General features: G+C 70.3%; 13 protein-coding genes. 9 read left to right on the forward strand and 4 right to left on the reverse strand.

The window, feature by feature from the left end; all coding sequences use genetic code 11:
- The first annotated feature begins 29 nt into the window (after positions 1-29).
- Positions 30-1,115: an asparaginase gene (locus tag H1A17_RS25895; protein WP_375372833.1), complete on the forward strand. Its 1,086-nt coding sequence runs from the start codon at positions 30-32 to the stop codon at positions 1,113-1,115.
- Positions 1,108-1,587 (forward strand): PPC domain-containing DNA-binding protein, encoded by a 480-nt coding sequence (locus H1A17_RS25900; protein WP_194823102.1) that lies wholly within the window; start codon positions 1,108-1,110, stop codon positions 1,585-1,587. The genes H1A17_RS25895 and H1A17_RS25900 overlap by 8 nt, the downstream gene beginning before the upstream one ends.
- Before the next feature lie 80 nt (positions 1,588-1,667).
- Here the strand turns inward: H1A17_RS25900 and H1A17_RS25905 are convergent, their stop codons facing one another.
- Together H1A17_RS25905 and H1A17_RS35195 are read right to left on the reverse strand one after the other, a co-directional pair.
- On the reverse strand, positions 1,668-1,967 hold the full coding sequence (locus H1A17_RS25905; RefSeq protein WP_194823103.1) for a hypothetical protein: 300 nt from the start codon (positions 1,965-1,967) through the stop codon (positions 1,668-1,670).
- Positions 1,964-2,092 (reverse strand): hypothetical protein, encoded by a 129-nt coding sequence (locus tag H1A17_RS35195; RefSeq protein WP_255542147.1) that lies wholly within the window; start codon positions 2,090-2,092, stop codon positions 1,964-1,966. Before H1A17_RS35195 ends, H1A17_RS25905 begins: the two co-directional genes overlap by 4 nt.
- A gap of 250 nt (positions 2,093-2,342) precedes the next feature.
- On the opposite strand from H1A17_RS35195, the gene H1A17_RS25910 reads away from it, so the two are divergent.
- Positions 2,343-3,191: a sugar phosphate nucleotidyltransferase gene (locus H1A17_RS25910; RefSeq protein WP_194823104.1), complete on the forward strand. Its 849-nt coding sequence runs from the start codon at positions 2,343-2,345 to the stop codon at positions 3,189-3,191.
- Positions 3,192-3,201: 10 nt separating this feature from the next.
- Here the strand turns inward: H1A17_RS25910 and H1A17_RS25915 are convergent, their stop codons facing one another.
- A complete protein-coding gene (locus H1A17_RS25915) occupies positions 3,202-3,870 on the reverse strand; it encodes a 2'-5' RNA ligase family protein (RefSeq protein WP_194823105.1) in 669 nt (222 codons plus the stop codon).
- The gene (locus H1A17_RS25920; protein WP_194823106.1) at positions 3,867-5,159 is read right to left on the reverse strand and encodes a helix-turn-helix transcriptional regulator; all 1,293 of its coding nucleotides are present in this window, start codon (positions 5,157-5,159) and stop codon (positions 3,867-3,869) included. Before H1A17_RS25920 ends, H1A17_RS25915 begins: the two co-directional genes overlap by 4 nt.
- A 245-nt stretch (positions 5,160-5,404) precedes the next feature.
- Here H1A17_RS25920 and H1A17_RS25925 point away from each other — a divergent pair, with 245 nt between their 5' ends.
- The 6 genes from H1A17_RS25925 to H1A17_RS25950 all read left to right on the forward strand — a co-directional run bounded on the left by H1A17_RS25925 (position 5,405) and on the right by H1A17_RS25950 (position 10,413).
- The gene (locus H1A17_RS25925; RefSeq protein ID WP_228544239.1) at positions 5,405-5,887 is read left to right on the forward strand and encodes an NUDIX hydrolase; all 483 of its coding nucleotides are present in this window, start codon (positions 5,405-5,407) and stop codon (positions 5,885-5,887) included.
- A 145-nt stretch (positions 5,888-6,032) separates the two neighbouring features.
- A complete protein-coding gene (locus H1A17_RS25930; RefSeq protein WP_194823107.1) occupies positions 6,033-8,003 on the forward strand; it encodes an ABC transporter ATP-binding protein in 1,971 nt (656 codons plus the stop codon).
- 11 nt (positions 8,004-8,014) lie between these two features.
- Positions 8,015-8,635, forward strand: a complete 621-nt coding sequence (locus tag H1A17_RS25935; protein ID WP_194823108.1) for an AAA family ATPase — start codon at positions 8,015-8,017, stop codon at positions 8,633-8,635.
- Positions 8,636-8,763: 128 nt separating this feature from the next.
- Positions 8,764-9,087, forward strand: coding sequence for a hypothetical protein (locus H1A17_RS25940; protein WP_194823109.1), 324 nt, complete (start codon positions 8,764-8,766; stop codon positions 9,085-9,087).
- A complete protein-coding gene (locus H1A17_RS25945; RefSeq protein ID WP_194823110.1) occupies positions 9,084-9,722 on the forward strand; it encodes a nucleotidyltransferase family protein in 639 nt (212 codons plus the stop codon). The genes H1A17_RS25940 and H1A17_RS25945 overlap by 4 nt, the downstream gene beginning before the upstream one ends.
- 43 nt (positions 9,723-9,765) lie before the next feature.
- Positions 9,766-10,413: a hypothetical protein gene (locus H1A17_RS25950; protein WP_194823111.1), complete on the forward strand. Its 648-nt coding sequence runs from the start codon at positions 9,766-9,768 to the stop codon at positions 10,411-10,413.
- Positions 10,414-10,557 lie beyond the last annotated feature (144 nt).

The following is a 10,557-nucleotide window of genomic DNA, read 5'->3' on the forward strand; positions in this document are numbered from 1 at the left end:
CACCGCCGTATGCCCCTGGAAGGACTCCGGTGTCCTCGAACCCGACTACGTCTGCGCCACGTGTGGTGGTGTTCGGCCTCGGCGGCACCATCGCCATGACCAGCAGCACCGGCGACGCGGTGAGCCCCACCCTGTCCGCCCAGCAACTCGTTGACGCCGTACCCGGCCTTGCCGCGACCGGGATCGACATCGACGTGGTGGAGTTCCGGCGCCGCCCCGGCGCCTCCCTCACCTTCGCTGACGTCACCGAACTCTCCGCCGCAGCAGCCGATGCGCTGGCCGCAGGTGCGACCGGCGTCGTGGTCACCCAGGGCACCGACACGATCGAGGAAGCCGCCTACCTGCTCGACCTGCTCCACCACCGGCCCGAACCCCTCGTGGTCACCGGCGCGATGCGCAACCCCACCCTCGCCGGCGCCGACGGGCCCGCCAACATCCTCGCGGCCATCCACACCGCCACCTCCCCGCAGGCGCGAGGCCAGGGCTGCATCGTCGTCCTCGCCGACGAGATCCACGCCGCCCGTTGGGTCACCAAAACCCACTCCACCAGCGCAGCCACCTTCCGCTCACCGGACACCGGCCCCCTCGGCTACGTCCTGGAAGGCGCCGTGCGGATGCTGAACCGGGTGCCCTACCGGCTGACCGTGCCCGTGCCGAACCCCGCCCGACAGGCGACCGTCGGCCTGCACACGGTCACCTTCGATGACGACCCCGCCCTCCTCGCCGCCGTCGGCACCCGCGTCGACGGCCTTGTCGTCGCCGGATTCGGCGTCGGCCACGTTCCCGAATCCCTCGTCGACACCCTCACCACCCTCGCGGAACGAATCCCCGTCGTCCTCACCTCCCGCGCCCCCGCCGGGTCGACCCTCACCCACACCTACGGTTTCCCCGGCTCCGAGCAGGACCTCATCGCACGCGGCCTCATCCCCGCCGGCTGGCTGCACCCCTACAAGGCCCGCATCCTGCTACGCGCCCTCCTCCACGGCGAAGCGAAGCCACAGGACATCGCGATAGCGGTAACCACCGCAGGCGGCCTCACCGCACACACCGCCTGGCCCTGGCCCACCGCCATGAACAACAACGACCAGCCGGAGACGAGCACCACGAATGCGTAGCCACGAACTCACCCCAGGCCGCACGATCGGCGTCGTCTTCGACCACGGCGACGACTTCTTCACCGCCCTCACCGACACCTGCCGAACTCACGGCATCAAGCAGGGCTACATCCCCGTCTTCATCGCCGGCCTCAGCACCGCGAAGATCGTCGGCACCTGCCAGCGGCTCGAGAACCCCGACGCCCCGGTCTGGTCCCACGTCGACCTGACCAACGTCGAGGCGCTCGGCGGCGGCACCATCGCCTGGGACGAGACCACCCAGACGATCACACCCCACATCCACATCACGGTCGGACTGAAGGAACACAGCGCGACGGCCCACACCAGTCACCTGTTGGATGCCACGGTCCAGTTCCTCACCGAGATGCTCATCATCGAGATCAGCTCGCCGACGATGAGCCGACTGCCGAACCCTGACCTGCACGACGTGCCACAACTGCGGTTCGACCAACGAGGCGACACCGAGACGTAGCCCGAGCGAGGACCTAGTTCATGGCAGGGGGTTCGGCAACTCCGTGGGACGGCCCCTTGCGCGGATGGAGCCCCTGCGCTTCAGCCACGGGCTGCGCCTGTCACCGTCGCCGCTAGTTGCTCCACGGGCAGCGTTCCGTCGAGGGTGATGGTGCCGGCCGGTAAGGACTGAGCCGCCTGGACGCACCGATCCACCTGAGCCAGCCGCCACGCACGGACCTGCGCGTCCCGGGCTGGGTCCTTCGGCCAGAGAGACTGCGCCTCGATCCGCCTCCGGATGATGTCGGTGGGAACGGTGATGAAGTAGTGCGCGGCGTTCATGCCGTGGGTGTGCAGTCCGGCGAGGATTTCGTCGAGGTAGGTCCATACGACGACGGTCATCGGGACGACCAGTGTCGCTGGTACTCCTGCGCGAGTGCGACCGCCGTGTCCACGACGCTGCGTCGCCATACCCGCAGGTCCTGGAAGTCCCCGCTGGGCGGTAGCGGCACGATTTCTCGGAGCATGAAACCAGGAAGTTCGGCGTCGAAGAGCAGCAGCTGGGGATCGTCCGCGATCAGCTGCTGCGCCAGTGTCGTCTTCCTGCGCCGAACGCGCCGTTCACCCAGATCACCCGCACGGACTTGTCTCTCCCGTTGGTTTGAATGTTCGCCTCTTTAACGTAATCGCGGCGCGGCGTAATGTGCCAGCAGCTGGTTGTGGGGTTTGTAAACTGGCGCGGTCAGTCACGGTGGGCGCAGGGGAGGAAGGTGAATCGTGGTCACGAAAGCGGTTATCGCTGTTGCCGGTTTCGGTTCCCGGTTCTTCCCGGTCGCGAAGACCGTGAACAAGTGCATGCTGCCGGTTCTGACCAAGCCTGCCGTGCAGTACGCCGTCGAGGACTGCGTCCGTGCAGGGGTCACCGAGATCGCCATCGTCGCCGCTGCCGGTCAGGCAGGCGAGCAGGTGCGCCACTACTTCAGTCCCGATCCGGCCACGGAGGCGTACTTCCGTGACCGGGGTTGGACCGACAAGTGGGTGCCCGCTGCTGGTCTGCCAGGCATCGCGGACATCACGTTTCTGGTGCAGAGGCGTGATGGCCGCTACGGCACGGCGGTGCCTGCCATGATCGCCGTCGACTTCATCGGGGATGACGACTTCCTCCTGGTGACCGGTGACGACCTTCTCCTGCGCGGTGACGGTGGCAGCGACCTTGCCGACCTCGTGTCCCGCCGCGCTGCGGCGGGCAGCTCGGCGGCGTTGGCCGCCGCCGTGGTCGAGGGCAGCCGCGCGAGGCTCTACGGGGTGGTGTCCACCCGCGAGGGCGGTGCCGGTACCCGTCTCTACTCCGGGATGGTCGAGAAGCCGCAGGACTGGGGTGAGCCGACGGCGTTCGTAAACATCAGCCGGTACCTGCTTCCCGGCGCCATCGCCCCGTACTTCCGGGCCCTGCGGCCGGACCAGGAGACGGGCGAGTTTCAGACGACAGACGTGATCAACGCCTACGCCGCCGACCACGACATCCTCGTCTCGCCCGCCTCCGGCGACTACTACGACTGCGGGAACGTGTCGGGCTGGCTCGCGGCGAACAACGCCGTCGCCCGTCTCACTGGCATCACGTCCTGACCGGCTGGCGTCATCCGTTCAGGGGCGCGGTCGCCACGGTCGACCATCGGTAGGTGCGGTCTTCCCGGCGTAGTGCGATCAGTGAGACCTCGCTGATCGTCGCCGTCACGGGGGGTAGGTGCCGCAGTTCAGCCAGACGGGCGCGGATCGGCGCGGTGGGCGTGGGCGCGCCGCTGTAGGCGATGGTGACGTGGGGCCGGAACCCGTCGGCTGGTTCGGGAACGGTGGGCCACACTGCGGCGATCGCGGCCCTGATGGTGGTGCGGACCTGCTCGACGGGGTTCCAGGGTTGAACGAGCAGGCCGATGCCTTCGGCGTCAGGGTCCACGGGTCCGAGGGCCAGCTCCAGCGGTGGCAGGGCTGCGCACCGCTGGCGGGCTTCGGCGACGATCGCGTGGATGTCGTTGTCGGGTACCTCGTCGGTGAAGCCGATGCCCTGGGTGGTCAGGTGCAGGCCGTCGAGCGGCACCAGGTCCAACCCCGGCAGCAGGGCTAGTTGCTGTTGAAGGTCGGTGACGTGGTGGTGGAGCGCGGGCTGCTGTTGGAAGGTGAGGTGCCAGGTGTAGAAGTGGCGGCCGGCGTGCCAGCCGGGACGCCAGTACCAGTGCTCGGTGAGGGTGGGCAGGTCATGGTAGGCGGTCCACCGCTGCCGCAGGCTGGTCAGTTCCCGGCTGCTCATGTCGGCGATCGTAGGCCCGCCGGTGGCGGTGTGTGGGGGTGTGCGCGGTTGGCGAGCAGGTCCGCGACGTCCTGTATCCGTCGGTGGTGGCGCAGGGGGTGGGCGGCGGTGAGGAACTGGTGGGTGCGTTGGTGGACGGATTCGAAGCGGTGCTCGGCGGTGAGGGCGAGCGCCTGCAACGCCAGTTCGGCTGCCTGGTCGGGGTCGCCGGCGTAAAGGTGGGCGGTGGCCAGGTCGAGGCGGCTGAGTGCTTGCGGGCCGCGTAGCTGGGCGGTGTCGAAGGCGGCGATGGCGGTGGTCAGGTGCCCGGCGACGTCGGTGGTCTGGCCGAGGGCCAGGTAGGCGGTCGCCGCGTTGGCCGCGGCCCGGGTGGGGCAGTACGGGCCGAGGGTGAGGCTGGTGCTGACCTTCCCGTCCGACGGGTGCTGGGCCAGCAGGTCGAATGCCTGGCCGACGGCCTGGTCGACGCCGGCCCGGTCGCCGAGGTGGGCGAGTGCCCGCGCCTGTCCGTTGACGGTGAGGCGGATGCGGTGTGGGCCGGTGCCGGCGTGGCGGAGGCCGTCTTCGGCGTAGGCGAGCGCGTCGCGGTGGTGGCCGGTGTAGAAGGAGATCAGGCTCTGGGTGGCGCGGGCCCAGGCCTGCGTGTCGGGTTGTTCGGCGGCGTGGGCGAGGTCGAACGCTTCGGCGGCGTAGGCGTGCGCGACGCGGAAGGCGCGCAGGTCCAGGGCGAGGGCGGCGAGGAGACCGGACAGGTGCGCGGCGGCGGTGTGGAGCCGGGCGCGTTGTGGCGGGTGCTGCCGGGCGTCCATCAGCTGGTCGACGCAGACCCGCAGGGGACGTAGCCGGGCGACGAGGGTGGCGGGTGGGCAGCGTTCGTTGTCGGCGATCGCCTGCCGGACTTCGTCCTCCAGGTGCGTCAGCCGGATGTCGTCGTCGGTGGCGGTGGTCAGTGCCGACCGGCGGGCGGTGATGGCGTCCTCGGGCTCCCACCACGCCGCCGCGCTGGTGCTGCCGGAGGGATCCGCCGGGCGGTGGCGGCGGTGGTGTAGGTCGACGATGCGGTCGTACTCGGCGGTCAGCACACCCCCGGTGCGCAGCACCTGGTCGCAGCGGGTCCAGAACGGGCGCTCGGGATGCTGCCGGCCGGTCTCGGTGTTCGCCACCGAGCTGCGCCCGTACTGCACGAGCCGGGCGAGCCCGTGCTGGGTGTGGCCGGCGTCTTTGCGCAGGTGGGCGAGGTGGCGGCCGAGCGCGCGGCGGGCGGCGGTGAGCTCGTCGTGGTCGACCATCGTTGCCACCCCCGGGTTGCCGCGGTCACGATGAGCGAACACCATAGCCGCCCCGGGTGACACTTTCCGAGCTGCCGGCGACGGCCTCGCCCGGCTGTCGGCGGTGGTTACGCGGGTTGCGACATCGCTGTCGGCAGGTCGGGGCGGCGGTGCTGGCGTTGTCGGAGTTGGTGTCGGAATCTGCCGACAATGTCGGCGCACGGCGCTGCGGGCGTGTCGCCCCTGCCGCGCCCTACCGTCTCCGCATGCCCTCCGAACGCCGCGATGTCACCGCCGATCTGCCCCGTAAGCGGATGGCCGCCGGGCTGCTGATCACCGACGCGGACGAGCGGATTCTGCTGGTCGAACCCGTCTACAAGGCGGAGTGGGAGATCCCCGGCGGGTGCGTCGAGGCGGACGAGTCGCCGTACCAGGCCGCGGTCCGGGAGTGCCGGGAGGAACTCGGCGTGGACCTGACGCCAGGCCGCCTGCTCGTCGTGGACTGGGTACCCGCCCGCGACGGGCGCACCGAGGGCGTCATGGTCGTCTACGACGGCGGCACCCTCGACGCCACCGCGACGGAACGGATCGTGGTGCCGCCCGGGGAGTTGAAGGGCTGGGCGTGGTCCGACCCGCCCCAGACCGCCCGGCGGTTACGGCCATTGCTGGCCCGCCGGATCGCCGAGGCGCTACGCGCCCGCGCTGACGGATGTTGCTCCTACCTCGAAGACGGCGTCCGGGTCACCTGACCGCAGGCCGACCGGGGCACTTCCCGCAGGAGGCACGGCTTCGGCGGCGCCAGCCGAGACCACCGACGGGGCCTGAGCGGCCCGCCGTCCGCCATCGAAACGCCACCACCGTCGTTCACCCTGCCCACCTACGGGAGGTACCGCCATGCCCAGAACCGCTAACCCCGACCGGACGCCCGCCCGTCCCGAACCGCCACAGCGGGATTCCGTACTGCCCGAGTTGCGGGAAGTCTGGTGGGAGACCGGGGTACGGGCCAGGGCACAGGCCGGCCTGTTCGCCGTCTTCTCCGAGCTGCCCCGCCTAGTCTGGGCCGCGCTCGTCGTGAGCTGGCGCGCCGACCGGGCACGGACGTCGGTCGTGGCGGGCACGACGGTCGGCGCGGGAGTGATGGCCGCGTTCGGGCTCCTCGCCGCGCAGCGGGTGCTGGTAGAGCTGTTCGCCGGCGGGCCGACCGCCGACAAGGTCACCGCCGCGCTGCCCGCCCTGGCCGCGCTCGCGGCGGTGACCGCGTTGCGCGCCGGCATGGCCACCGCCATGGGGTACGCGCAGAACGGCCTGACCCCGAAGGTGGACCGGGAGGTCGAACGCGGGCTGTTCGAGGTGACCACCGCAGTGCGGTTGGAGGCGTTCGACGCCGACGCGTTCGCCGACGACATGGAACGCGCCTCCCGTGGCGCGAACTCCACCACCGGCCTGGTGCAGGCGTCGATGAACCTGCTCGCCGGCCTCGCCGGTGTCCTCGCCGTCGCGGTCGCTGTCGTGGTGGTCCACCCGCTGCTGCTGCTCGCCCTGCTGGTGGCGACGGTGCCGAACGGGTGGGCGTCGCTGCGCGCCGGGCACCTGCGCTACCAGACCTACGCCGCCGGCTCGGTACGCCGACGTCGGCTGTGGCTGCTGCACCGGCTGATGGCCGAACGCGACTCCGCCCCCGAACTACGCTCCTACGGCCTGCGCGGGTTCCTCCTCGACCAGTACGACCGGGTCATGGCCGTCGAGACCGGCATCCAACTCGCCCTGGCACGGCGGGTCACCACGACCACCACCGTCGGCGCGATGATCGGCGGCGTGGCGACCGCCGTGGTCTACGTCCTGCTCGGCCTGCTGCTCATAGACGGGCAGATTCCCCTCGCCGCCGCCGCGACCTGCGTCATCGCCGTCCAGTCCGCGCAACGGTCCCTCGCGGTGGTCACCTTCCAGGTCGACCGGGTCTACACCGAAGGGCAGCACTTCCGCGACTACACCGGCTTCATGACCCGCGCCACCGACTACCTGCCCACCCACACCGACCCGACCGCCAGCACGCCAGCGCCGGACCGCCTGGAGGAGATCACCGTCGACGCGGTCAGCCTGCACTACCCCGACCGCGCCACCGCAGCCGTCGACCAGGTCAGCCTCACCATTGAGGCGGGGCAGACGGTGGCGTTCGTCGGGGAGAACGGCTCCGGCAAGTCCACCCTCGCCACCATGATCGCCACCCTGCGCACCCCCACCGGCGGCACCATCCGATACAACGGCCGACCAGCCGACGACTGGGGCACCGACGCGCTACGGGCGAGGATCGGGGTCGTTACACAGGAGTACCACAAGTGGCCCTTCACCGCCGCCACGAACATCGCCGTCGGCGACATCACCACCAACGCCGAGCAGACCCGCATCGAGGCCGCCGCCGAACGCGCCGTCGCCCACGACATGATCACCGAGCTGCCCCACGGGTACGAGACACTGCTCGACCGCACCTTCGCCGGCGGGCAGGACCTCTCCGGCGGCCAGTGGCAACGCATCACCGCTGCCCGCGGGTTCCTCCGCGACGCCGACGTGCTCATCATGGACGAACCGTCGTCCGCCCTCGACCCCCGCGCCGAGGACGCCCTGTTCCAGGCCATCCGGGACCGGCAGGGACGTGGCATCACCATCCTGATCACCCACCGGCTGGCCAACGTCCGCCACGCCGACCGCATCTACGTCCTGCACCACGGCCGCCTCGTCGAAGCCGGCACCCACGACCAGCTCATGAGCGCCGACGGCCGGTACGCGGAACTGTTCACCCTACAAGCCGCCGGCTACGACACCACCGGGCCCGCCGCAGTGGTGCCCCGCCAGACCGCCACCGCCTGACGGAGCACGCCATGACGACGCCGAACCCCACGAAGCCCCCGCCGCCCACGTTGGTGATCATTCGAGGGAACTCCGGCAGCGGAAAGACCACGACGGCCCGGGAGGTCCGGCTACGTTTCGGGCGCGGTGCGGCGCTGCTGGAACAGGACTACCTGCGCAGAATCGTGCTCAGGGAACACGACAGTGCCCGCATCGACCCGGTCGCCCCAGCGTTCATCACCGCGACTGCGCGCACGGCCCTCGACCTGGGCTACCACGTCATCCTCGAAGGCATCCTGCACACCGAACGCTACGCGGCCGTGCTGCATCAGCTCATCGACGACCATCCCGGCCCGGTCGCCGTGTTCTACCTGGATGTGTCCTTCGACGAGACCGTCCGCCGCCACCTCAGCCGCGACGAGCCGATCCCCGTCACCCCCGCCGAGATGCGCACCTGGTACACCCACCACGACCTGCTCGACACCCCCGGGGAAACCGTCATTGGCGAGACCAGCACCTTCGCCCAGACGGTCACCACGATCCTGCACACCAGCGGCCTCACCACCGCCGTACCGCAGACACCCTGCCCACGACGATGCCCCCACTGCGCCCGCAAAGCCGACCAGCCGACCACCGCGACGGAGACTCCTTGACGCCGCCCTCGGACCGGAACTCCGCAGCTCAGAACCGCCGTGTCCGCCACAAGGCATTCAAGGCGTACCAGAGAAGAAAGGTCACATTGATGAGAGACACGCTGCCGACGTCTCGACGGACAACCGAGGTGACCAGCACGTTCGTGATCGATGGTGTTCCGGGACGGCTGACCACAGCCGTCGCGCCCAGCGGCGAACTCGGTCACGTCGACCTGAGGGTCGGTACATACGGCTCCACCCTGGCCGGGCTCGCCGACGCCCTGTCCACCGCGATCACCACCGCACTCCGCGCAGGAGCACCCCCAACCGTGTTCGTCGACGCCTTCCGCCGCACCCACTACGTTCCGGCCGGCATGACCGGTGATCCAGACGTGCCGTACGCGACATCGCTGGGCGATTACCTCGCCCAGCGCATGCGCCACAACCACCCCGACGGGCCGGAACGGCCATGACGGCGCTGTCCGCCGGCCGGGCGGAACCGGCAGACATCGAGCGCGGCGACGAGCTACGGGAACTGGTCAGGGCCGACATGCCGCTGATGCGGGCGCTGGCCGTGGTGCGGGACTCGGGGCTGCCCGACGCGTGGATCGGCGCGGGTGTCCTACGCGACCTGGGTTGGGGACACCGCTACGGCACGGGGTTCGACCTGCGCGCGGTGCGGGATGTGGACGTGGCGTTCTTCGACCCTGCCGACCTGAGCCGGGACAACGACGACCGGGCCACCGCCCGGCTGGCCACAGCCGAGCCGGGCCTGCCGTGGGAGGCGAAGAACCAGGCCGCCGTGCACACTTGGTACCCGCGACGATTCGGCGGGCCGCCCGTCCCGCCGTTTCGCGGCATCACCGAGGCGGTCGCGACTTGGCCCGAGTACGCCACGGCCGTCGCGATCCACCTCGACCCGGACGACCACATCATGGTCTGCGCCCCGCACGGCCTCGACGATCTTCTCGACGGCGTGTGGCGACGCAACCCCACCCGCGTCAGCGAACAAACATCCCACGAGCGGCTTGCCCGGCACCAGCCGGCGCAGCGGTGGCCGGGAGTCCGCGTCATCACCGGCCCTCCCGCACCCGGGGAGGGCCGGTGACCGGGTTGCTCCTCGTCGACGGGCACCAGCTGCTCTACCGCGCGTGGTTCGGATTCCCCGCCCGGATCACCAGCCGCGACAAGACCTGCGACCTGACCGGCGTGTTCGGGTTTCTCGCCCTCATGCGAAAGCCCACCGCCTCCACGCACCCGACCACGAACTCGTCGTCGTCTTCGACGGCGAACACGCCGCCGCCCGGCGCGCCACCGCCGTGCCTGGTTACAAGGCGAACCGGGCTCGCGCAGACCACACCCCCATCACCGCACTACCCGACGTCAAACGAGCGCTCGACGCCGCAGCCGTCCACTGGACAGAGACCGACGAGATAGAAGGCGACGACATCATCGCCACCGCCACCACCAGCGCCGTCCAGGCGGGCCGATCCGTCGTCTGCTACTCCAGCGACCGGGACTTCTACCAACTCCTACGGCCCGCCGTCACCGTCCTCACCCCCCACCGCACCGTCATCACCGCCGCCGAGATCCACCGCCGCTATCGCATCCACCCCCGCCAGTGGCCCGACTACCGGGCACTCACCGGCGACCCCGCCGACAACATCCCCGGCACCGCTGTCGGCGGTCAGTGGGAATTCCCCAGCGGCGGCCACTTGGCGGGGAGCTATCTGGCCGCCGGTGGTGACTCTGTGTTCCCGGATGGTTCGTTGTTCTTGATCGGTCCCGGCGGCAGCTAGGGCCTGGCTCGGTAGCACCTGGATGGGGTTGTTGCACATGCCGTAGCGGCATGTGGTGGGGTCGGGGCACCACAGCACGAAAGGTTCGGTCTGCGATGTACCCCTCCCTCACGCCTCCCCGGCAGGTCAAGATCGGTGATGCCG

It is taken from the genome of Micromonospora sp. S-DT3-3-22 (assembly GCF_015354745.1).
GTDB classification, from domain to species: Bacteria; Actinomycetota; Actinomycetes; order Mycobacteriales; family Micromonosporaceae; genus Micromonospora; species Micromonospora wenchangensis.

Excerpts from the sequence above, each read along its gene's own strand:
- H1A17_RS25930 (WP_194823107.1), top strand. The coding sequence starts at position 6,033 with ATGCCCAGAACCGCTAACCCCGACCGGACGCCCGCCCGTCCCGAACCG.
- H1A17_RS25920 (WP_194823106.1), bottom strand. The coding sequence starts at position 5,159 with ATGGTCGACCACGACGAGCTCACCGCCGCCCGCCGCGCGCTCGGCCGC.
- H1A17_RS25945 (WP_194823110.1), top strand. The coding sequence starts at position 9,084 with ATGACGGCGCTGTCCGCCGGCCGGGCGGAACCGGCAGACATCGAGCGC.
- H1A17_RS25905 (WP_194823103.1), bottom strand. The coding sequence starts at position 1,967 with ATGACCGTCGTCGTATGGACCTACCTCGACGAAATCCTCGCCGGACTG.
- H1A17_RS25935 (WP_194823108.1), top strand. The coding sequence starts at position 8,015 with ATGACGACGCCGAACCCCACGAAGCCCCCGCCGCCCACGTTGGTGATC.
- H1A17_RS35195 (WP_255542147.1), bottom strand. The coding sequence starts at position 2,092 with ATGCTCCGAGAAATCGTGCCGCTACCGCCCAGCGGGGACTTCCAGGAC.
- H1A17_RS25915 (WP_194823105.1), bottom strand. The coding sequence starts at position 3,870 with ATGAGCAGCCGGGAACTGACCAGCCTGCGGCAGCGGTGGACCGCCTAC.
- H1A17_RS25925 (WP_228544239.1), top strand. The coding sequence starts at position 5,405 with ATGCCCTCCGAACGCCGCGATGTCACCGCCGATCTGCCCCGTAAGCGG.
- H1A17_RS25900 (WP_194823102.1), top strand. The coding sequence starts at position 1,108 with ATGCGTAGCCACGAACTCACCCCAGGCCGCACGATCGGCGTCGTCTTC.